This window comes from Spiroplasma sp. NBRC 100390 (assembly GCF_001886495.1).
GTDB lineage: Bacteria > Bacillota_I > Bacilli_A > Mycoplasmatales > Mycoplasmataceae > Spiroplasma.
Genome location: NZ_CP018022.1, coordinates 1,106,620 through 1,130,806, shown reverse-complemented (window position 1 = coordinate 1,130,806; position 24,187 = coordinate 1,106,620). Strand labels below are relative to the sequence as shown.

20 protein-coding genes and 1 riboswitch are annotated in these 24,187 nt (G+C 28.7%); of the genes, 16 read left to right on the top strand and 4 right to left on the bottom strand.

The window, feature by feature from the left end; genetic code table 4:
- The first annotated feature begins 1 nt into the window (after position 1).
- From S100390_RS05085 to tpx, 3 genes are read left to right on the top strand one after another with little or no spacing between them, the layout of a single operon-like run.
- A complete protein-coding gene (locus S100390_RS05085; RefSeq protein ID WP_070407189.1) occupies positions 2-1,822 on the top strand; it encodes an AAA family ATPase in 1,821 nt (606 codons plus the stop codon).
- A gap of 3 nt (positions 1,823-1,825) precedes the next feature.
- Entirely contained in the window at positions 1,826-2,449 is a 624-nt protein-coding gene (locus S100390_RS05505; protein WP_070407188.1) for a 4Fe-4S single cluster domain-containing protein, read from the top strand.
- Complete coding sequence (tpx, locus tag S100390_RS05500) at positions 2,436-2,936, top strand: thiol peroxidase (protein ID WP_070407187.1); 501 nt, start codon at positions 2,436-2,438, stop codon at positions 2,934-2,936. Before S100390_RS05505 ends, tpx begins: the two co-directional genes overlap by 14 nt.
- Before the next feature lie 23 nt (positions 2,937-2,959).
- Here tpx and S100390_RS05070 read toward each other — a convergent pair whose 3' ends face one another.
- On the bottom strand, positions 2,960-3,376 hold the full coding sequence (locus S100390_RS05070; protein WP_070407186.1) for an HIT family protein: 417 nt from the start codon (positions 3,374-3,376) through the stop codon (positions 2,960-2,962).
- Between the two features lie 215 nt (positions 3,377-3,591).
- Here S100390_RS05070 and S100390_RS05065 point away from each other — a divergent pair, with 215 nt between their 5' ends.
- Entirely contained in the window at positions 3,592-3,813 is a 222-nt protein-coding gene (locus tag S100390_RS05065; protein ID WP_070407185.1) for a hypothetical protein, read from the top strand.
- Between the two features lie 67 nt (positions 3,814-3,880).
- Here S100390_RS05065 and S100390_RS05060 read toward each other — a convergent pair whose 3' ends face one another.
- Positions 3,881-5,581, bottom strand: a complete 1,701-nt coding sequence (locus S100390_RS05060; RefSeq protein WP_070407184.1) for a lipoprotein — start codon at positions 5,579-5,581, stop codon at positions 3,881-3,883.
- Positions 5,581-7,863, bottom strand: coding sequence for a hypothetical protein (locus tag S100390_RS05055; protein WP_070407183.1), 2,283 nt, complete (start codon positions 7,861-7,863; stop codon positions 5,581-5,583). Before S100390_RS05055 ends, S100390_RS05060 begins: the two co-directional genes overlap by 1 nt.
- A 189-nt stretch (positions 7,864-8,052) precedes the next feature.
- On the opposite strand from S100390_RS05055, the gene sufC reads away from it, so the two are divergent.
- From sufC to S100390_RS04995, 12 genes are all read left to right on the top strand, one after another.
- The gene (sufC, locus tag S100390_RS05050; RefSeq protein WP_070407182.1) at positions 8,053-8,868 is read left to right on the top strand and encodes a Fe-S cluster assembly ATPase SufC; all 816 of its coding nucleotides are present in this window, start codon (positions 8,053-8,055) and stop codon (positions 8,866-8,868) included.
- Positions 8,869-8,870: 2 nt separating this feature from the next.
- On the top strand, positions 8,871-9,704 hold the full coding sequence (locus S100390_RS05045) for a SufB/SufD family protein (RefSeq protein ID WP_070407181.1): 834 nt from the start codon (positions 8,871-8,873) through the stop codon (positions 9,702-9,704).
- A 2-nt stretch (positions 9,705-9,706) separates the two neighbouring features.
- The gene (locus S100390_RS05040; protein WP_070407180.1) at positions 9,707-10,936 is read left to right on the top strand and encodes an aminotransferase class V-fold PLP-dependent enzyme; all 1,230 of its coding nucleotides are present in this window, start codon (positions 9,707-9,709) and stop codon (positions 10,934-10,936) included.
- The gene (sufU, locus tag S100390_RS05035) at positions 10,937-11,392 is read left to right on the top strand and encodes a Fe-S cluster assembly sulfur transfer protein SufU (RefSeq protein WP_070407179.1); all 456 of its coding nucleotides are present in this window, start codon (positions 10,937-10,939) and stop codon (positions 11,390-11,392) included.
- A gap of 14 nt (positions 11,393-11,406) precedes the next feature.
- Positions 11,407-12,819, top strand: a complete 1,413-nt coding sequence (gene sufB, locus S100390_RS05030) for a Fe-S cluster assembly protein SufB (RefSeq protein ID WP_070407178.1) — start codon at positions 11,407-11,409, stop codon at positions 12,817-12,819.
- Complete coding sequence (locus S100390_RS05025; RefSeq protein WP_070407177.1) at positions 12,819-13,370, top strand: 5-formyltetrahydrofolate cyclo-ligase; 552 nt, start codon at positions 12,819-12,821, stop codon at positions 13,368-13,370. Before sufB ends, S100390_RS05025 begins: the two co-directional genes overlap by 1 nt.
- Positions 13,371-13,387: 17 nt before the next feature.
- Positions 13,388-14,182 (top strand): hypothetical protein, encoded by a 795-nt coding sequence (locus S100390_RS05020; RefSeq protein WP_070407176.1) that lies wholly within the window; start codon positions 13,388-13,390, stop codon positions 14,180-14,182.
- A gap of 2 nt (positions 14,183-14,184) precedes the next feature.
- Positions 14,185-14,370: riboswitch (cobalamin riboswitch) on the top strand.
- A 155-nt stretch (positions 14,371-14,525) separates the two neighbouring features.
- Positions 14,526-15,509 (top strand): hypothetical protein, encoded by a 984-nt coding sequence (locus S100390_RS05015; RefSeq protein WP_070407175.1) that lies wholly within the window; start codon positions 14,526-14,528, stop codon positions 15,507-15,509.
- A gap of 42 nt (positions 15,510-15,551) precedes the next feature.
- Positions 15,552-15,902 (top strand): hypothetical protein, encoded by a 351-nt coding sequence (locus S100390_RS05010; protein WP_070407174.1) that lies wholly within the window; start codon positions 15,552-15,554, stop codon positions 15,900-15,902.
- 157 nt (positions 15,903-16,059) lie between these two features.
- On the top strand, positions 16,060-17,673 hold the full coding sequence (locus S100390_RS05005) for a hypothetical protein (RefSeq protein WP_070407173.1): 1,614 nt from the start codon (positions 16,060-16,062) through the stop codon (positions 17,671-17,673).
- 170 nt (positions 17,674-17,843) lie between these two features.
- Positions 17,844-19,454 carry a hypothetical protein gene (locus tag S100390_RS05000; RefSeq protein ID WP_070407172.1) on the top strand — a complete coding sequence of 537 codons (1,611 nt, stop codon included), beginning with the start codon at positions 17,844-17,846 and terminating at the stop codon, positions 19,452-19,454.
- A gap of 280 nt (positions 19,455-19,734) precedes the next feature.
- Entirely contained in the window at positions 19,735-21,348 is a 1,614-nt protein-coding gene (locus S100390_RS04995) for a hypothetical protein (RefSeq protein WP_070407171.1), read from the top strand.
- 444 nt (positions 21,349-21,792) lie between these two features.
- Here S100390_RS04995 and S100390_RS04990 read toward each other — a convergent pair whose 3' ends face one another.
- A complete protein-coding gene (locus S100390_RS04990) occupies positions 21,793-23,799 on the bottom strand; it encodes a hypothetical protein (protein ID WP_070407170.1) in 2,007 nt (668 codons plus the stop codon).
- Between the last annotated feature and the right edge of the window lie 388 nt (positions 23,800-24,187).

Below are 24,187 nucleotides of genomic sequence, written 5' to 3'. Positions count from 1 at the left end.
AATGAGTGTTAAAAGTAATTTAGACAAGTTAAAGAACCAAATTGGGATTAAACGTTGTGTTATTCTTGAAGGAAACGTTAATGATATTTATCAAATAAATAACGGTTATGTCGGTTTAAAAGATAAATTACGTGGTTTATTAAAGGAGAAAGGTTTTAATGACATTTTTACTTGAGATCGAATTGATGGATTAACTGGTGGAAATATTAAAAACTTAGCTCTAACAGCTGAACCACAACAAAAAAGCAAAGAAGGGGAAGCTTATGATTTTGGTCAAGAAGTAATTAATAATGCTAATAACCAAGATAATGGTCCAACTGGACAGTTTCCAACTTTAGCAGAATTTTTTGCCATTGTTCGTCGAAATATGTTAACACCAAGTCCTAAAAAAGTTGCTTTTGTTGCTGATTTTTCAGATTATTTATTTTCAAATGAACAAGCATTGAGTGAAGAGGAACGTGTTAACTTAATCTCTTTAAGTAAAGCTTTTCGCGATAAAAAATTTGATCAATCAGAAATAGTTGATTTTGATACTGCAATTATTTTTATTACCAATAGTGTTGGAAAGTTACCAACATCATTTTATTTAAATAATCCGGATGTCACAACAATTACTTTAACAAAACCAAATCGCGAGGAACGTGAGAAATTTATTTTAACTAATAAGAGCTTTTTTAAGATTACGGAAGATTTAAGTACAGATATTCTAAAATTACAAGATATTTATGATACTATGGAGGGATGAACTTTGAAAGAAGTTTATCAATTAATTAAATTCTCAAACAATATTGATGAACGGTTACCGTTTGAAAAATTATTAAATTCTTATCAATATGGTGATAAGGTTTCACCATGAGAAGAAATGAATTATGAAAAATTAGCAACAATTGAAACAGAGTTAAAAAAACGGGTTATTGGTCAAGACCATGCAATTGTCAAAGTGAAAAATGTTGTTTATAAAGCCTTTACGGGGTTGTCTGGTGTTCAATATTCTTCAAAACGAACAAAGCCCAAGGGAACATTATTTTTTGTTGGCCCAACGGGGGTTGGGAAAACTGAATTGGCAAAAGCATTAGCAAAATTTCTATTTGGTGATGAAAAAAATTGTATTCGCTTTGATATGTCAGAATATAATCAGGAAGCTAGTGATCAAAAATTAATTGGAGCCCCGCCAGGTTATGTTGGTTATGAAGAAGGTGGGCAATTAACTAATGCAATTAAAGAAAAACCTTTTAGTGTTTTATTATTTGATGAAATTGAAAAAGCACACCCACGAATTTTAGATAAGTTTTTACAAATCTTAGAAGATGGGCGCTTAACAGATAATAAGGGGCAAACTGTTAGTTTTTCTGATTCTTTTATTATCTTTACTTCAAATATTGGTGCTAGTGAAGTTGATGATAGTTTAGAATTTTCAGAGATTGAAAAGCAATTTATTCAAAAGGTTTCTGACCATTTTCGCACCGAATTAAGACGTCCAGAGTTATTAGGGCGAATTGGGAATAATATTATTCCGTTTAATTTTATTAAGGACATTAATTTTAAAGCAAAATTAATCACACAGAAATTACGGCCAATTCAAGTGGCGGTATGAGAAAAATATAAGGTGAAATTAGAGTTTATTCAGTTGGAACAAATTTTACCAATTATTATTCAAGATGCCGATGATAAAAAAGGGGGACGTGACTTGTTAAATAGTATTGAAAAACATATTGTTGATGGGTTAAGCTCCTTTATATTTGCTAATCAAACTAGTTTTAAAGCGGGTCAAACAATTTTGGCACAAGCTAATGGTCATCAAATTGAATATAGCTTAAAATAAATAATGAGTAATTTAATTAATTTTAATCGGTTTGTTTCTTTTACAACAATTGAAGGCCCGGGGAACCGTTTCGCCTTATGAATGCAAGGATGTATTATTAATTGTAAAGGATGTAGTAACCAAGAAATGATTCCGTTAATTAATCGTAATGTGATGGAAGTTAGTGAACTTTTTAAAGCAATTAAGGATGCGCAAGAGCGCTTTCAAATTGAAGGAATTACTATTTTGGGAGGCGAACCGTTTATTCAACCACGGGCATTATTGGAATTAGTAACGTTGTGTCAAGCAAACAATTTAACAGTAATTGTTTTTTCTGGCTTTTTATACGAACTATTACAAGAAAAACACCCGGCAATTTTAGCTAAAATTGATATTTTAATTGATGGGCCATTTATTATTGAAAAACTAGACAAAAAACGGCGTTTAATTGGTTCAACCAATCAACGGGTAATTAAACTAAGTGATATTTATCAAGACAATGATTATTTTGAACAAAATATTATTGAAGCTGAATTTACTGTTACTAAAAATAATAGTATGATTATTAACGGCGATGGTGCACACCTCGTCAACAATGAAGAAACGATTTTAAAAAAAGAGGAGGACAAAAAAGATGGGAGCATTTAAACTAGATGGTGATGTGTTTTCACATATTAAACAAGATATTATTAAAGTTGGGGATAAATTAGAATTTAGAGCAACAAATGGTGATATGAGTGATTTTCATATCGATGATGTTAGAGCAAACTATAAAGTTATTTCGTCAATTCCAAGTATTGATACTAGTGTTTGTTATACACAAACAGTTAAGTTTAATGAAAGTATGAAGGATTATAATAATGCTCGTTTAATTACGATTTCAAGAGATTTGCCATTTGCTCAAGAAAGATGTTGTGAATCGTTTAAAGATGAAGCACATTTCTTAATTTCGGATTATAATTATCGAGACTTTGGGGCAAAATCAGGATTGGTTTTTACTGATTCACAAATTTTACCACGAGCTGTAATTATTTTAAATGAAGATAATATCGTTGAATATCTTGAAATTGTTAATCCAATTGGTAATGAACCAAATTATCAAGCAGTGTATGATTTTTTAAGTAGTAAAAAATAAAAAAGTATTAATAAAATACTTTTTTATTTTAAGGTTAAAAGTTCTTTGATCTCATCAAGGCCACGTAATTTTTCTTTATCAACGTTTAGTTTAAAACCATAACCTTCTTCCTTTTTATATTTCGGGATAATATGAAGATGATAATGAAAAACTTGTTGGAAAGCTTCACTTTTTTCATTACTAACATAATTAATTCCAACGGGGTGTAAAACTTGATACATTTTTTGGGCAACCATTTTTCCAGCTTTTGCAACAGCTGCTAAATGTTCATCATCTGTCTCACTATAATACTCAAAGTGTTTTTTTGGAATTATTAAAGTATGACCATCACTGCTTGGAAATAAATCTAAAAAAGCGTAAACAAGATCATTTTCATAAATTTTTTTACTTGGAATTTCTTGGGCAATAATTTTACAAAAGATGCAATCACTTTTGTTCATTTTTACATCAGCTCCTTATAAAATAATTATAACAAACTTATGGGGGGAATTAGAATTAGAGGTCTAGAAAAAACAAATATTTAAAAATTTTTAATTTTCTTTACAAATTTATTGTTTTTCTGTTATAATTAAATACTATAAGTTATTTAATACTTCCTTGAGTTTTGTGGTATAATATATTTATGTAGCAACCAGAATGAGAGGAGATGATTATAATGGAAAATAATCGCGCAAAAACAGCTCATGATGAAGCTAGGGAAATTGTTGGGCGATACCGCATGCTAGGGGAAGATATTTATGCATATCTTGAAGTTTTAAAACATCAAATTAGCCAACGAAAAAAAAGTAATGAACCTAATGATTTAGAACAAGCGGCCTACTTTGAAGATTTACTAACATCTGTAAAAAAAGTTTGAAATGAAAAATATGAAGACTAATTAAATATTTTATAAAAGCAAAATAGTTTGCTTTTTTTTATTTTTAAAATAAAAAAAAGAAGATTTTTTAATCTTCTTTAACAATAAATGATCCGATTGCATCAAATAAAGTTTGTGAATAAACGTTTTCTGGATTATAACCAAACGCTAATGAATATAGTCTTGTTTTTGCTGCTGTTTGCAAGTTTGATTGTTGAGCAAAAGTATATTCAATTCATTTTAAGATTTGTCCTTTAACATTTGAAATCTTTGTTGGAGTTCCGTCTTTATCATAAAGTGGTTTTCCAGTTTCATCATATGTTCCTAAATAACCTTTTTGATTATATAATCATGATAATGAACGTTTAGCGCCTCCTTGTTGTGCGACTCATGCTTGGTCTAGATCAGTTGGTGTTCCTCCCGACCCATATCAAGTTAATGACAATTCCTTGTTATTTGTAGCATTATTTTGGTAATTAATGTTCATATTTTTCATTAAGTCAATTGTATAAATTGGTAAGACTAGCACAACTGAACCAAATCTTCGGTTAGCATCTAAAAATTGATAACTTGAAGGGCTTGTTCCTTCGCCTGATTTAATAATTCCTGGTGTTGTTGCATCAATAATTTTTTGTTTATATGCATCAGCATTATTTAGAGTTGTAAAAATGTCATTTGGATTTTTATTTTTATCAATTCCAACGAAACCTTTAAAACCACTAAGTCCAAAGATTGGATCAATTCCTTCGTTAACCATATTTTTGAATTCATCCCCATTCTTGGCATTAAACATCTCTTTTAGGGTTGTTGTTAGAGTATCCTCTTTGTTTGTTAAATCAGTATTTAAAGTTTCCACATTTTCCAATGGGCCACCGTTAGAAAATAGGTTATTTAAAGTAGTTGTGTCTGCTTTAAATTCTCAGACCATTTTAACATATGAATTTCAACGTGAACCACCAATTGTGTCTCATGTTTGCATCGCATTAAACAAAGCCCCATTTCGGTTCAAATAAATTTCAGTCTTATCGCCACTACCATAACGTTTAACTTCGTTTTGGTGTAAATAGGTTGCAGTAATAATCTTATCAATAACAGCTGGAACTTCAACATGTTTATAATAGTCATTAAAACGAATTTTTAAAGCAATTTTCTTTTCATCTTCTGTCATTTTATTAAAATCAGTATATTTACTTCCGGCAGGCTTAATTTGAATTTCAAAGTTATTTTCACCTTGATCTTTTCGTGATTTCGTATAATCAGGAGCTGTTCCAGATGTTTTTCAGAAATATGATTGAACTCCTCCAACATATCAATTTTCTGATTGGTAATCAGGAGCATATCCTTGCCCAGAAATTGTTAACTCCAATGGTGTATAATTTGACATTCCAGTTAAATATTTAGTATACAAATTATCAAGGGCAACTTGTTCAACAAAACTAACAATTTGTTTTGCTAGTTCATTTTCTGGTTTGCTAACATCGATTGTTACGCCAGTATAACGAGCTCTTGTTGCTTCTTCTGAAGCATAGAAGAATTTTGAAATATTAGTATCCAATAATCGTACGGCCATCGTTTTTAAGTCTGCTTTTGTAAAGATATCATTAAATGAATATTTTACATAACTTGATTGATTTTCTGAATCAATTTGGGCAATAATTCAACGCTTAACTTCATCAGCGATCGCTGGGTCAGTAAAACGTTCAAAGCTCTTTTTCCCACAAGCAACAACAGTGGTGCTGGCAGAAGTAACAATTGTTATTGCACCTAAGATGCTTAGTAATTTTTTCATTATCTTCTACCCCCTATTGTGCTAAAGTCATCACGATATCAATTTTGATCACCGTTATTATAATATTTTGTTTTATCTGTTTCTCATGTTTTAAATTGATGTACTCAAAAGGGAGTCTGGGCAGGACTGATATGAGTTCCTGAATAATTTGTTGTAATTTGTTCATCTCAGTATTTTGATTGAGCAATTTTATCAACAATAGGTTTTGTTTTAATTTCTGCTGCAGGTCCACCAGTTTTATAACCTTGAATTGTTTTATTTTCTGCTTCAAAACTACTATATAAGCGTTGAACTGCTCCTCCTGATAAGTTTGTTGTCATCGCACTAATAATTAAGGTAAATCAATCAGCATTATTGTGCCCTTGGCCATCTTTAAAAGTAATAAAGTTTTTTAATCATTGCTCAGGACTAGCTCCATTTTGGAGAATCTTATTATTAAAATTATTGAAAAAGTCATAAATTCAGAACCATCATGTTTTATCATCAGCTGAACCAGAAGATGAAGTTAATGTAGCGTATTTCTTCACCTCGTCTAAAACTTTAAATTTAAGTTTGCTGATACTATCATTATTAACTAAACTACGGTTTGTTAAATATCATAAATATTGGGCATTAGCAAATTGTGTATTCATTTTTTGTTGTGCTTTGTCTGTTGTCAGAATTTGTGATTTATCAGACATTGCTTTATAGGCAATATTTGAATAATTCAAACTTTCAAATTGTCAATCACTATTATAAGAACTATATGATGTTGCAGTCGCGTCGCTTAAATATTCACGACCATCAAGATGAACTAAATTTAGTCCATTTGTATCAAAGAAAGCAACTACCATATCCTTAGTAGTTCCAATTGTTCAATTCCCGCTAATCGCATCAGCAGTATTTTTTCTTCCAATAGCAGTTACTGTTGCATCTAAATCACCAGCTGGTACTGTTGCTGTAGCGCCAATACTGTCATAAACACTTGCTTTTAAAATATTAGATTTAACAGCATCTGCTTGGGTACTTAGCGTTAATAAATCCGTTGATGGTGTTGCAGTTCCTTTACTATTGCTAATAAAATCATCTCAATTTGATGCATTTTTTAAAGCAGTTAAATCAGTATTAATTTGATTTTGAACATTTTCATCAAAACTATCTTTTGTAAAGCCAGTATCTGTTGGTGTTACTCCCGATTTAAAAGCATAAGTTATTTTTGAGACAGCTAATGGTTTTTCATTTTGGAATCATTTTTCAACAAGGTATTTTTGAAATAATGAATATTGTCCAGGATCATATGATTGTGCCAAAAATGGTTTTCCAATTGCTGTTGGACTTGCATTAGTAAAAACAGGTGTTGCTACTGGTGGAAATTTCACCATATATTTAGTAACATCAAAATTTTCTGTTTTTAAATTTGTTGCAATTGTTTCTAAACGAGTATTAATTTCTGCAATTGTTAATTGACTTAATTTTGCTCCGAAATTTCCATTTGCATTATCTCAACTGAAGGCTAAGGCTACTTGTGTTCGCGAGTTTTGATCGCTAGTATTTCAATCTTTTGCTTGTCCTCCTCCTTTAAGGAAATCAGCAAAAGAACTTAATTTAGATACTGATGTTTCAGTTGTGTTGGTTTGATATGTTCGCATATTATTGTTTAATAGAATGTTAGTTAGCATTTGTGTTGCACTAATTCCTCCATCAGCACCGGTTGTCATAATCGCGGCTTTATAATTTTGCTCTTCAATCTCATATTTTTTATTTCCACTAGCACCAGTAATATCCTTATAATTTGAGTCTAAAAAATCATGATATTTTTTTTCTCAATTTTTTTGGTCGCTATCTTTAAAATTTTGTTTCTTTTTCTCAACAGTGTTGTTTGTGTTTTGAACTAATAAATTTCATTGGTCTTTTAAAATGTCTTTTAAATCTTTATAGTCTGCAATATCACCAACTGTTGCTTGCGCAGTTGGGAAAAATTTATCAGGATTGGCTAAAATTGCCACACTTAAAATTTGCGTTAATTGCGCTGACATTTTGATTCTTGTTGCACCATCTCACTGTGATGGGTCATTTGTTCATGTTCCGTTTCCGGCATCAACAAAGGGATTTGCTAAAACACTTCAAATATCAGGGGAAGTAATTTGTTTTCCACCATAAATTCCTGGGATTCAAGCTCAAATACTATCACCATTCCCATTTTTATGTTGGTTGTTATTTTCTTTATTACTACAAGACACTACCCCAGAAACTGTTGCCCCGACTATTACCATACTGCTAAGTACTGATAAGAGTTTTTTCATTTTGGTTCATCCTTCCTTTTGACTTTTTATTTTTTTGTACTTTTTGATAAAAAAATACTAAGTACATTCTATTAAAAAATTATAATAAAGTCTACTTTTATTGTACAATAAAAGTAGACTTTATTTTTAAAAAAATAAAGATATTTCACTTGAAAATGCCACAAGAAGCTCTTAAGAGGAGGGGTAAAAATGCAAAAAATTGAGATCAAAGATTTGTTTGTTTCTGCTGATAATGAGATGATTTTAAATGGTTTAAATTTAACTGTTAATATTAATGAAATTCACGCTTTAATGGGTCCAAATGGAAATGGAAAATCAACTTTATTATCAACAATTATGGGGCATCCTAGTTACACGGTGGAAAGTGGGGATATTTTAATTGATGGTGAAAGCATTTTAAATAAAACAGTTAATGAGCGTAGTAAAATGGGTGTTTTTTTTGCAATGCAATCACCAGTTGAAATTTCTGGAGTTTTAAATTTAGATTTTTTAAAAGCAATTATTAATGCTCATCGTGATGTTCCGATTAAGTTACCACAATTATATAATGATATTAATCATAATATTAAGAATTTAAAAATTGATGATAGTATGATTCGTCGTTATTTAAATACGGGTTTTTCTGGTGGGGAGAAGAAAAAGAACGAAATTTTACAATTAAATTTATTAAGACCAACGCTAGCTCTGATTGATGAAATTGATTCGGGGTTAGATGTTGATGCTTTAAATGTTGTTAGTGCTGAATTAAATAAAATGCGTCAAGAAAATTTTTCAGCAATTATTGTTTCACATTATGATCGTTTTTTCAATTTAGTACAGCCAACTCACGCTCATGTGATTGTTAAAGGGAAAATTGTTAAAAGTGGTGATTATAGTTTAGTTAAAAAAATTAATGAAGAGGGTTATGAATGATTATTACAGGAATTAAACTTAACATTTGATAATAAAACAGCAGAGACAAAACCTTTAACAGGAATTGGCTGTGCTGCGCAAAAAGGAAAATAACAATGCGAGTTTTACTGAACCAACAAGAAGAAGTTGTTAGTGATAATCTTTCAATTAATGGCGCAATGCAAAACTTAACAATTGAAAATACTAATCCTGGTGAAGTTATTAATCTTAATTTTGCGGCTAATGTTGTTAATAAGACTTTTTTAATTTTTTTAAATTTAACTGCCGAAGCAACAATTAACTATAATATTCCTGCTCAAAATCAAATTAACATTATTAATATTTATAAAAACCGTGAATGTGAACAAGTTGCTAATCTTTTTTATAATGTTTTAGAAAAAACTCATGTTAATGTTTATCATCTAAACATTGTTAATAGTAATATTACTGAAAATGTTACGTTTAATTTACAAGGCAAGCGTAGTTCGCTTAAATATTATTTAGCAAGTTTATCAACCCATAATTATCATAAAAATGCGATTATTTATGCGCATCATTTGGCACCGGGAACTGAAAGTGATATTAAAACGTATTCAATCGCAAAGGATAATTCATTACAAACAGTTAAATGTACTAGTCACATTGAAAAAACAATGAGTAAATCAGAAGCCCACCAAGAGTTAAGATTATTAGTTTTTGATAAGACCTCAAAAGCAATTTCTGATCCAATTTTATTAATTGATGAAAATGATATTAAGGCAAGTCATGCTAATGCTGTTGGAATGTTAGACCCTGAACAAATTTTTTATTTACAAACAAGGGGTTTAACAGTCAACCAAGCACGAAAATTAATTTGTATGGGGTATTTTAAAAATGTGATTGATGCAATTGAAGATGAAACATTACAAAAAAATATTATTGATGAAATTGATAAGGAAATTGGAGAATAAGTATGATTGATTATAGAAAAATGAGAGCAGAATTCCCCTTTTTTAAAAACAATGCTGACCAAATTTATCTTGATAGTTCAGCTACTAGTTTAAAACCTCAAATTGTGATTGATGCAATTAATAATTATTATAGTCACTATGGAACTAATCCACATAATACCGATAGTGATTTAGGGTATGAAACACATGTCCAATATGAAATGATTCGCGATAAAATTAAACATTTTATTAATGCTAAAAAAAATAAGGAAATTATTTTTACCCCTGGAACAACGTATAGTTTAAATCAAATTGCTTTTGGTTTAAGTGACTTTCTACATGAGGGGGATGAAATTTTAATTACAAAACAAGAGCATGGGGCGAATATCTTGCCATGATATCGTTTAGCATTAGAGAAAAAAGTTCATGTTAAATTCTTAGCTGAAAAAAATTTTCGAATTGATTTAGAGCAATTGGCCAAAGTGATTACTGCTAAAACAAAAATTGTTTCTTTTGCTAATGTTCCTAATATTTTAGGTTATGAAAATGATCCAATTGCAATTATTGCAATGATTAAAAAAATCAATCCAGAAGTAATTGTTGTAGTTGATTGTGCGCAAGGAATTATTCATATGCCAACTGATGTTCAAAAATGAAATGCTGATTTTATTACTTTTTCTGCTCATAAAATTTTTGGGCCAACTGGAATTGGAATTTTGTGAGGAAAAGAAGAATTATTATTGAAATTAAAACCATTGATTGTTGGTGGAGGAATGAACGCACGGATTGAAGTTAATGGTTTAGATTATCTTTTGAAAGGTTTGCCAGAACGATTAGAAGCGGGGTCACCTAATATTGCCGATATTTTTGGATTTGGAGCAGCAATTGATTTTGTTAATGGCCTTACATTAAAAGAAATTATTAATTATACACATCAGTTAAAACAATATGCGCTTGAACAATTTAAGGAGAAATTAAAAGACAAGGTTATTATTTATAATGCTGATGCTAAAGCAGGAACACTAGTGTTTAATGTAAAAGATGTTTTTTGTCAAGATGTTGCTACGCATTTGGGTAGTCGTAATAAGATTACAGTTCGAAGTGGTGATCATTGTGCTCGTTTAATTGGAGAAATTATTCCGGAAAAAAATACAATTCGAGTTAGTTTTTCAATCTATAACAGTTATGAAGATATTGATTCATTAGTAATAGCACTGGCTAATGAAACAGCTTTTTTAGGAAGGTTGGTTTAAATGGAATTTGATAAAAATGATCCAATGTTTTTACGACAAATTATTATGGAACATTATTCAGAACCACAGCATAAGGGATTAACTAAAAAGACAACGGCACATTCAATTCATCAAGCTTCTGAATCATGTATTGATGATATTCATTTAGAATTAATTGTGACAGACGAAAAAATTATGATGGCACGATTTGATGGTGTTGGGTGTGCAATCTCAACCGCATCAACAGATATTATGGCCCAAGAATTAGAAGGAAAAACGATTCATGAAGGATTAGCAATTATTGACAATTATCTTGCCATGGTTTTTGATAAGCCATATGATGAAACAAAGTTAAATGAATTAATCGCTTTTATTAATATTGCAAAACAACCCAATCGAATTAAATGTGCCACAATTGGTATTAGTGGTTTTCAAACTTTATTATTAAATTTATTAAATACAAACAACAAAAAATAAAGGAGGTGTTATTAATGCCAAAGTTAAAACAAGAAAAACAAATTAAAGAAATTTCTAGTTATAAGTATGGTTTTAATGACGGAGATATTTCTTACTATAATACGGGGAAAGGTCTTAATGAAGATATTATTAATGAAATTTCAGATCATAAAAAGGAACCAGCGTGAATGCGGGAATATCGTTTAAAATCATATCGTAATTTCTTAAAAATTAATAATCCAAGTTGAGGACCAAATTTAGAATTTATGAATTTTGATGATTATATCTACTATATTAAACCAACTGACCATATTGCGACAAAATGAGAAGAAGTACCAGAAAAAATTAAAAATACTTTTGATCGTTTAGGATTACCAGCAGCGGAACGAGATTATTTAGCAGGAATAAAGGCACAATATGATAGTGAGCCAGTTTATGGTAGCATGTTAAAAGAGGTTGAAGAAAAAGGGGTCATCTTTTTAGACTGTGATACCGCTCTTCGCGAACATCCGGAGTTATTTAAAAAATATTTTGGAACATTAGTTCCAAATACGGATAATAAATATGCTGCTTTAAATAGTGCGGTGTGGTCAGGAGGGTCATTTATTTATGTTCCTAAGGGTGTTAAACTAGATAAACCATTACAAGCTTATTTTCGTATTAATTACCAAAATAGTGGGCAGTTTGAACGAACATTAATTATTGTTGAAGATGATGCTGAGTTACATTATATCGAAGGATGTACTGCCCCAGTTTATTCTCGTGATTCTCTTCATGCTGCAATTGTTGAAATTTTTGTTGGGAAAAATGCTAAAATGCGTTATACAACAGTTCAAAATTGAAGTGATAATGTTCTAAACTTAGTAACAAAACGAAGTATTGTTGAAGAAAATGGACAAATGGAATGAATTGATGGTAATATTGGATCAAAAATTAATATGAAATACCCTAGTGTTATTTTAAAAGGAAACAACAGTAAAGGACAGTGTATCTCAATTGCTGTGGCAAAAGAAAATGTCATTCAAGATGCTGGTTCAAAAATGATTCATTTGGGGAAAAATACTTCTTCAAAAATTATTTCAAAATCAATGACCTTTAATGGGGGAACAGCTAATTATCGTGGGTTAGTTCACATTGGACCAAAAGCACAATATTCAAAAGCACGTGTTGAATGTGACACCTTAATTTTAGATGGAAAATCACATTCAGATACAATTCCACAAAATAAAGTTTATAATAATGAATCACAAATTGAACATGAAGCGACGGTTAGCAAAGTGTCAGAAGAACAATTATTTTATTTACAAAGTCGTGGTTTATCAGAACAAGAAGCTTTAGAAATGATTATAATGGGGTTTTTAGAACCTTTTACAAGAGAATTGCCAATGGAATATGCTGTTGAACTGAATCAATTAATTAAGATGGATATGGAAGGTAGTGTTGGTTAATGGTGGTTGCTGATAAACAACAAATTCGACGAGAAAAACTAATTGTACGTCAAAACATTACTTCATCACTGCGGTATCAGAAAGAGCAGCAAATTTTTGAATGTTTTTTTAATAATCATATAATTCAAAAAAGTAAAAATATTGCTATCTATTATTCTATTAAAGGGGAAGTTGACACAATTCTAATTATGCAAAAATTATTAGCAGCAAAAACTAATGTTTTTTTACCTCGACTGGTAGGAGATGATTTGCAATTTTATCAAATCACTAATTTAACAACTGATTTAGAATTTAATCAGCGGTATGGTCTTTATGAGCCACGATCAACACTAACTTTAATTGAGAAAGATAAAATTGATGTTATTGTTGTTCCGATTGTCGCTTTTGATCAAAATAATTTTCGTTTAGGTTATGGGAAAGGTTATTATGATCGTTTTTTAAAAAATTATCACAAGATGGCAATTGGGTTAGCTTTTATTGAACAATTGGTGACCACACCATTACCAATTGAAAAACATGATATTAAAATTAAAACAATTATTAGTGCTTAATTAGACAAGGAGGAAACATGAATTTACCATTATTACGGATTGTTAGTAAATATTGATTTACATCATTGCATACTTATTTAATAACATTAGTTTTACCAGTGTTATTATATTTTATTAGTACGCGTGTTACTAATATGTTTAATAGTAATGCTAGTTATTTAGCATTACCAGGGTCAATTTTACTAGTTGGTGTTTTAAATGGAATTCTTGATTTATCCATTGCTTTTTATGAATTTCGAAAAACAAGTTTTGCCCGACAATTGCATTTATTGAAAGGGTCAATTTATCAGTTAATTTTTGTTTTAATTTTAATTAATTTAATGACCAGTTTAGTGGGGTCATTGTGGTTATTTTTAATTGCTTTTCTAAGTTATGGTGAAGCAATTCATGTTGAATGAATTAATTGGTTTAGTTTTTTTTGGGCAATTATTTTATGTTCTTTTATTGCTTCATTAATTGGAATTCTAATTGCGCTTTGTTCAAAGGATTTAAAAGTTATTTTAGTAGCTTCAATTTCTGTTTTTTTAATTTTTGCTTTTTTAGGGGGTTTATTTTTCCCATTGGGAGTTGTTCGTAGTGATAAAATTTTAAATGTTATTGGTTATTTGTTAGTACCGAGTTATTCATCATCAATTATGGGTAGTGCTTTTTTTTGGTCGGTTCCGGAATGAATTTTAGATTCAAATTTATATCCAAATTTGACATATTTCCCGGAATTGCATAATATTTGATTGCCAAGTTTAATTAGTTTTGGGTGAGGTTTTACTTTTTTTAGTTTAATTTTTGTTATTAATTATTATCAAGATAAATAAAATATGATATGATGTTTTTAGACAATTTAATATATAGTTATTTAGAGTTAGGGAATTAAGTGTAGATCTTAAGCTGTCCCAGCAACTGTGATATGGACGAACACCACAAGCCACTGAAAATATTTTTTGGGAAGGCGGTTAGTAGGATGAAGTTAAGCCAGTAGACCTTTCTAAATTTAATTAGTCTTATTATATAACTCCTGGGTGTGAGTCATGTAATTATTTTGCAAACAAATAATTTAATGATTGTTATATAAAAAGCATTTTGGGGATGCTTTTTTGTTTACTATAACTAGAATTAAATTGTCCATTGCTAATTTGCTAGAAAGAGCACAAAAAGAATATGAAGAAAATATTAATATCGCTATTTAGTAGTGCATTTATTTTGTCACCAACAGCAACAATTATTGCTTGTAAAAATACTGATGAGTTTATTTCATATAAAGATCCAGATTGGATTTATCACATGAAAACTGAAGAATCAGAAGAATTTACCGTCGGCTATGATAATTATTATTTATCATCGGCAAAAAGTAGTATTCAACAAAACAATTGGTTAGACCTTAACCAAGAAAGCCATGTGTATGTTCACTTTAAGAATATTACTAATATTGATGAAGTTATCGAAAAGTTATCATTTAGTGATACTGCTGATATGAAACCTGTAACTCAGATTTATGAGCCAATAACATTTACAAAAGCCGATAATGGTATGTATATTTCTAATCCCTTTTTAACGCAAAATACACCTGTTGGTGGATATACCATGATGGCACAAGATAAATGGCAAGACATTAAAAATAGCAAAAATATGAAACAGCTAAACGATCGCTTTCAACAAGAGTTTAATGAACGTGGTACAATTGCTGATTCGCATCCAGTTCAAGAAGTAAATGGAACAAAATTTGTATGATGAGATTCTAATGGTTGAAGAAACTTATTGCAAACAGATATTCAAAAGGCAATTTATGGTGTTTGAAGTAGCACTGAAAATAAGATTCAAGTGGGAATGAACATTCCATTAAGCCTTGTAAGTAAAGGTTCAATTAAAGTGTCAAAGACAGATGCCCAAAATGTATTTCGAATTGATTTAAATTATCAAGAAGATTGAATAAATAATAGTTTTAACCAAGTGAAATACCTCTTACCCCACTGAGGTTTTTACTTTAAAATCAAAGGTGAAAATAATGCCCAATATATTTCACCACAACTAATTCCTGCAATTAATAAGAACTTTCGTGCTTCCGATGTTTTGACATACTTAAAATCAAAAAAAATAAATTCGTTTAATACTGAAGGTTATAAAAATGCCAAGATAATTTCATAATTTTCCGGTATAATTAATGTAATTATTGAAAGGAGAAAAAATATGAAAAACTTGACATGACCAAAGATTTTAATGTTTATTGGCGCGGCTTGGATTATTATAATTGGAATTTTGTTTGCGGCAGGTGTTCCAACAAAAACTTCGATTTATGGATGAGATACAAGTTGACCAGTCTTACTGATTTTAGGGATTTTATATATTTTAATTCCGTTATCAGTTAAACCGGGATTTTGATCATTGTTATGAGCTTTAGCGATCACTGGCTTAGCAGTTATTTTCTTAATTGGATTCTTTGTTAAAGCAGATTATCAATCACCCTGAACTTATTTAGGGGCCATTCCTAATCTCTTCATTGGAGTTGGAGCATTGGGATGGATTTTTGTCCATGAATAAAATACTTTAATATTTATAAAAAATGACATTAACTTAAATAATGTCATTTTTTTGTTAATGCTTTTGGTTTAAACATATATACTACTTGTTTTTTTTTTTTTTTTTTAATATAATCACTTCATATCCGATGAAAAAACTTATGAAAGGTTTTAAAACAATGAAAAAATTATTAGTAATACTAGGGGTTTTTAATTTTAGTGTTGTTAGTCCGGGATTGATTATTGGTTGTATTGCAAAACCAAATATTATGCAAACTGAAAATAATGATATTGATTATCAAGGAGATTTAAAAATTCTAAATGAAATTACTAAAAAAGTTAGCACTGTGTTTCAAAAATATGCAATGGAAAAAACATTGGTTGATATTAACGATTATTCAACTAAGGAACTTGAAAAGTTATTTACAATGGTTAATAGTAAACAAACACAGTGGCAACTGAATTTAGATAATGAAAATGTTGGTTCAGGATTAAACGCATTAGTAAATAGTTTTATTAATGTTTTTGATAATGTTAATCGTGAGATTGCTGATCAATATTCAAATTATTATATTAATGCAATGCCGTTAAGTGTTGATAAAAAAGGGTATCAATTTATGTTGAACTATATTGATATTGCGCAATTAAAATCATTAGTAAATATTGATGTCAATGATTTAAAGGGTGTTCGCTTGGATTTTAAATTAGAAGTTAAAGTTCAATTTAAAACATTAGAAACACGGATTCCTTTTTTAGTTCAATATACCATTACAAATGATAAAGCAAAAATGGAAGAAATTTTAACAGCTGTAACAGGAGCTGTTTCGAAAGCAATTGTCAAGTTTTTTAATTCAATGGAAGAAAATATTATTGTTGATCAAAATCCCGCTTTTCGGAGCATTTATGAAAATTTTGATTTAAATTATGCTTTTGACCATACTATGTTAGATGCAATTGTTCAAAAGGAATTAGATGCCGCATTACAAGCAGACAATGAACTTGGTGAGATTCGAAATAGTATTACCTATGCTAAAGATGAACAAATTTTGATTTTATTAAATTCAATTATTAATCCAGATACAAATGGTGTTACACCAGTTATCCCTGATGATGAAACATATACGTGGGTTAATACTGGTTATGCTCCTGAAAAGTTAACACCAGAAAACTTTTTAGAATATTATGGAGAAAAACTAAATATTTTAACAAACACATCTGGTCAAAAATTACAATTGGGTCAGTTTCGAATTAATTTAGCAAAAATTTTAGTTGCGGGAATACCTTTATCTGGTGTTATTTTAAATGAGGGTCGACCATTTTATTTAAGTGTTGGGATTACTCGTGATGGAATGATTGAAAAAATTAAGAATTTTGGACGCATTATTAGTACTTTTTATCAATATTATAAAATCACTTGGGATATTAAAGTTTGAAAAGAAGGAGCTTTGTTTTTAGATGTTGATTTTTGAAATGGTTTAGAAAAACAAGTTAAAGATGAAGGATTATCGCATCGTAAAATTTGAAAAATTCTATTAAATAAGTTTAAAAATGACCCACAAAATAAAAGTTTACCTGATATTGATAAGTTCTGAGTAACAACCGAAATTGTTGATTTGGTTCCTGTAATTGGGAGGGATAGATCATTAAGTATCTATGCAAGTAGAAACTATAGTTTGCGGTTTGATTTTGGAGTTAATGCAACAACCAATAATATTTACTATACGCCATGACCGGTAGGAATATATGGAATTGCTTTTAAACCAGGAGATTATGTTTATCCAAAAACAAATTAAGATTATATTGAGATAAAAGAATTTTATTGACTCTTTTATTTTGCTTTAAATTAAATTTATTATTTAAGGATATTTATTCCACAGTTCCAAGTGTTATTTATTTTAACACTTGCTTTTTTAATAATTATTGGAAATATTCAGTCCAAGATATTATAAAGGAGAAAAACATTATGAAAAAATTATTAGTGATACTAGGAGTTTTTGATGTTAGTGTTGTTAGTCCAAACTTGTTGACCAGTTGTGTTATAAAACCAATTATTAGTCAAATTGATAATGGTATTGATTATCAAGGGGATTTAAGAATTTTAAATGAAATTACTAAAAAAATTAGTACAATGTTACAAAAATATGCAATAGAAAAAACATTAATTGATATTAATGATTATTCAATTCAAGAGTTTGAAAAGTTATTTACAATGATGACTAGTAACAAGACACAAGAGGAGTTAAAGTTAGATGATAAAAATATTGCTGCAGCATTGAATGCGTTAGTGAATGGTTTTATGGCCGTTTTTAACAATGTTAATCGTGATGTTGCTAACCAATATTCAAATTATTATATTAATACAATGCCTTTAAAAGTTGATGAAAAAGATTATCAATTTATGTTAAACTACATTGATGTTACTAAATTGGGCTCTCTAGTAAATGTTGATGTTAATAATTTAAAAGGCGTCCGGTTAGATTTTAGAGTAGAAGTTAAAATACAGTTTAAAACATTAGAAACACGAGTTCCTTTTTTAATTCAGTATATCATTACAAATGATAAAGCAAAAATGGAAGAAATTTTAACAGCTGTAACAGGAGCTGTTTCAAAAGCAATTGTTAAGTTTTTTAATTCAATGGAAGAAAATATTATTGTTGATCAAAATTCCGCTTTTCAAAGTATTTATAATAATTTCGATTTAAATTATGCATCAGACCATAGTATGTTAGATGCAATTGTTCAAAGAGAATTAGATGCCGCATTGCATGCTGATAATGAGCTTGGTGAGATTCGAAATAGTATTACCTATGCTAAAGATGAACAAATTTTGGTTTTATTAAATTCAATTATTAATCCAGATACAAATGGTGTTACCCCAGTTATTCCTGATGATGAAACATATACGTGGGTTAATACTGGTTATGCTCCTGAAAAGTTAACACCGGAAAACTTTTTAGAATATTATGGGGAAAAGCTAAGTATTTTAACAAGTACATCTGATTCAAAATTACAATTGGGTCAGTTTCGAATTAACTTAGCAAAAATTTTGGTGGCAGGAGTACCTTTATCTGGTGTTATTTTAAATCAGGGTCGACCATTTTATTTAAGTGTTGGGATTACTCGTGATGGAATGATTGAAAAGATTAAGAATTTTGGACGTATTATTAGTACTTTTTATCAATATTATAAAATCACTTGGGATATTAAAGTTTGAAAAGAAGGAGCTTTGTTTTTAGATGTTGATTTTTGAAATGGTTTAGAAAAACAAGTTAAAGATGAAGGATTATCGCATCGTAAAATTTGACGAATTCTATTAAATAAGTTTAAAAATGATCCACAAAATAAAGGCCTACCTGATATTGACAAGTTTTGAATAACAACCGAAATTGCTGATTTGGTTCCTGTAATTGGGAGTGATAGGTCATTGAGCATTTATGCAAATAGAAACTATAGTTTGCGGTTTAATTTTGGGGTTAATGCAACAACTAATAACATCTACTATACACCATGACCAGTAAATATATATGGAATTGCTTTTAAACCATCAGATTATGTTTATCCGAAAGCAGTTTAAAATTATATTTTGAACAATTTCATTCATTATGGCAAATACATGAGATAGTAGCAAATAAGATATATCATTTTGCCCAAGGATGCTAAATTGATAATTATATATGTTTATTTAGACATTGGATCTTCTAAAATCAAATTTTATCTTTATTTTATTCCAATTTTGGGATATATGCCCGAGGGCCAAACCCAAGTGTTACTTTTGTCAACACTTGCTTTTTTTTTTTTTTTTTTATAATTATTACAAATATTTAACACAAAATATTTTAAAAGGAGAAAACATTATGAAAAAATTATTAGTGATGCTCGGAATTTTTAATTTTAGTGTTATTAGCCCAAGCATAATTATTAGTTGTGTTGTAAAACCAAAAACTAAGGAAGATGAGAATAACAATATTGATTATCAAGGAGATTTAAAAATCTTAAATGAAATTAGTAAAAAAGTTAGTAGTGTTTTTCAAACATATGCAATGGAAAAAACACTAGTTGATGTTCATGACTATTCAACTGAGGAGTTTGAAAAGTTATTTACAATGGTTACTAGTAATAACACACAGCAGGAATTAAAATTAAATGATACCAATATTGGGAAAGCATTGCAAGCATTAGTAAATGGTTTTAGCGCTGTATTTGACAATGTTAATCGTGAGATTGCTGATCAATATTCAAATTATTATATTGATACATTGCCTTTAAGCACTGATGCAAAAGATTATAAATTTATGTTAAATTATATTGATATTGGTAAATTGGGCTCTTTAGTAAATATTGATGTTAACAATTTAAAAGGAGTTCGGTTAGATTTTAGGTTAGAAGTTAAAATACAGTTTAAAACATTAGAAACACGAGTTCCTTTCTTAATTCAGTATACTATTACAAATGACAAAGTAAAAATGGAAAAAATTTTAGCAGCTGTAACGGGAGCTGTTTCAAAAGCAATTGTTAAATTTTTTAATTCAATGGCTAAGGACATTATTGTCGATCAAAATCCTGCTTTTCGAAGCATTTATGATAATTTTGATTTAAATTATGCTTTTGACCATACTATGTTAGATGCAATTGTTCAAAAGGAATTAAATGCCGCATTACAAGCAGACAATGAACTTGGTGAGATTCGAAATAGTATTACTTACGCCAAGGATGAACAAATTTTGGTTTTATTAAATTCAATTATTAATCCAGATACAAATGGTGTTACACCAGTTATTCCTGATGATGAAAAATATACGTGGGTTAATACTGGTTATGCTCCTGAAAAATTAACACCAGAAAACTTTTTGGAATATTATGGGGAAAAATTAAATATTTTAACAAGTACATCTGGTTCAAAATTACAGTTAGGACAATTTAAAATTAACTTAGCAAAAATTTTAGTAGCAGGAGTGCCATTATCTGGTGTTGTATTAAATAATGGTAAACCATTTTATTTAAGTGTTGGGATTACTCGTGATGGAATGATTGAAAAGATTAAGAATTTTGGGCGCATCATTAGTACCTTTTATAAATATTATAAAATTACTTGGGATATTAAAGTTTGAAAAGAAGGAGCTTTGTTTTTAGATGTTGATTTTTGAAATGGTTTAGAAAAACAAGTTAAAGATGAAGGATTATCGCATCGTAAAATTTGACGAATTCTATTAAATAAGTTTAAAAATGATCCAAAAAATCAAATTTTACCTGATATTGATAAGTTCTGAGTAACAACCGAAGTTGCTGATTTGGTTCCTGTAATTGGGAGTGATAGATCATTGAGCATTTATGCAAGTAGAAACTATAGTTTGCGGTTTAATTTTGGGGTTAATGCAACAACTAATAACATCTACTATACGCCATGACCAGTGAACATATATGGAATTGCTTTTAAGCCATCAGATTATGTTTATCCAAAAACAAGATAACATTATACTAAAACAAAAGAGCCGTTGAGATTCTTTTGTTTTTTTAATTAATGATAGACAATACTTAAATAAAAAGACGGAATAAAATAAGTGTTTGCTGGAAAAATCCAGTAAATTAGACATAAATTTAATAAAGTTAACAAGACTGAATTTATTCCGTCTTTTTTGTTGCAAAAGTACATATACATAAATCTTGGGTTTAGTTGAGTTAGGCCTCTTTCTAAAATAAGTTTACTTAATACAACTTAAATTAATAATTTTTAACTTTGATTAAACTCAAGATTTATGTATATGTGTAAACTTTAAAAAAGAGGTTAATTTAATATGGAAAAGAAAGTAATATCTTGTGAATTGATATGTGATAAATCAATAAGAAAAAAATATTAAAATAAAAAACCAACTTTTCTGATGTTGGTTTTTTAGAATGCTTAAATAATATTAAATTTATCCAAATAAATAATAGAAAGTAAATTTTACTTTTATTTCTTCACCAGTATAAATATCCTTATCATTTGTGTAAGCAATTGCTGTTCCTGACTTAAATATTATATTTTTACTAATTTTTTTAATACTAATTTTAGAAGAATATAAAGTCGGGTTTTCTTTTTTTATTCCTTTTATAATTTCTATTGCTTGAGATTCATCATAATATCGATATTTTATTTTTTTTATTGAAGTCTCTTTAATGACTTTTACTAAAGGTTGCTCTTCAATTTGAACTCCTGTGATTGATTTAATTATCTGATTATCTAATTTTCCAGTAAAATTATCTCCTAATGCTGTAATGGCAAATGTTATTGGTTGACTTGCCAACAAATTTGAATGTTCTTTAATAATAAAACTTAATCCAATGATATCAAAATCATCATCTAAAACAATGTCGACAAATTTTTTATTTTTTTGCAAATCAGTTCAAATTTGATTTTTAATTGTTATAATCCCTTCTTCAACATCTTCTGCGGATAGATTATTAGGATTTACTAATGTTAATATAACATCAGTTCATTGAATTATTTCTTTTGAAATATCAACTTTTTGTGCTTTTTTAGTAGATATTTTAATTGCTTGATTATCTAATTTTCCAGTAAATTTCTTATTATCTACTGTAATTGAGAAAATTATTTTGCTTTGAGATGATAGGTCGGCTCCTTCACTTATCATGTTTTCTAAACCTTCAATATGTAAATCTTTTGGAATAATTTCTTTAAAAAGATCAGTTTCTCATAAATCATTTAAGATTCGTTCAGTTACTTTTTTTATTGCATATTGGACATCAGAACTACTTAAATCTTTTGGATCAATTAAATTTAATACGACATCTCCTCATTTAATTGTTTCATTTGAAATATCAATTTTTTCATCATCCATTGTTGGTTTTTTTGTACCAAGTATTTTAATTGTTTGATTTTCAAGTGTTCCGGTAAAATTATTTTTCATAGTAATTGAGAATGATATTGATTGTTGTGATGCTAAGTTAGTTCCTGCTTTAATTGTGTTTTCTGGGTTTTTAACATCAAAATCTTTAAGGGTAACCGTTTTAAATTTAGCATTATTTTTTAAATCTGTTAGGATTTGGTCGTTTATTTTATTTATGGCTGTTGTAACATCAGTGGCCGTTAATTGGTTGGGATTTTCTAATTCAATGGTAATATCAGTTCACTCGATTTTTTCTTGTGAAATATCACTTTTTTTATCATTGATTGTTGGTTTTTTTGTACCAAGTATTTTAATTGTTTGATTTTCAAGTGTTCCGGTAAAATTATTTTTCATAGTAATTGAGAATGATATTGATTGTTGTGATGCTAAGTTAGTTCCTGTTTTAATTGTGTTTTCTGGGTTTTTAACATCAAAATCTTTAAGGGTAACCGTTTTAAATTTAGCATTGTTTTTTAAATCTGTTAGGATTTGGTCTTTTATTTTATTTATGGTTGTTGTAACATCAGCGGCTGTTAATTGGTTGGGATTTTCTAATTCAATGGTAATATCAGTTCACTCGATTTTTTCTTGTGAAATATCACTTTTTTTATCATTGATTGTTGGTTTTTTTGTACCAAGTATTTTAATTGTTTGATTTTCAAGTGTTCCGGTAAAATTATTTTTCATAGTAATTGAGAATGATATTGATTGTTGTGATGCTAAGTTAGTTCCTGCTTTAATTGTGTTTTCTGGGTTTTTAACATCAAAATCTTTAAGGGTAACCGTTTTAAATTTAGCATTGTTTTTTAAATCTGTTAGGATTTGGTCTTTTATTTTATTTATGGTTGTTGTAACATCAGCGGCTGTTAATTGGTTGGGATTTTCTAATTCAATTGTAATATCAGTTCATTTGATTTTTTCTTTTAAAATTTCAATTTCTTGTTCATTTTGTTGTGCTTTTTTACAAGCATAGATACTACCACTTGATGAACTGATTAAAATAATTGCGCTAAAAATACTAAATATTTTTTTCATTATTATTTCTCCTTCTTTATTTTATCTTTTTGGTTTTTAAATTGTTATTATTTTTAAATATTTCATGTGACGTTTCATACTTAGAAAAGTAATAATTAATTCAAGGTTAGTACTTATGCATATTATAACAAAAAAATAAATTTTGAAAATGCTTAATTATATTATTAATGTTAAAAAAATGAAATAATATATCAAATTACTCCATTTAAAACTCTAAAGTTTTATCAAATCTTGCTATGTTATACAATTTATGTAATTTTTAATTTTCATTTATTTTATTTATAAATTTGATTATTTAAATCATCAATTTTTTGTTTTAACAATTTTATTAAGTAAACTTATTTTAAAAAGAGGCCTAACTCAACTAAACCCAAGATTTATGTATATG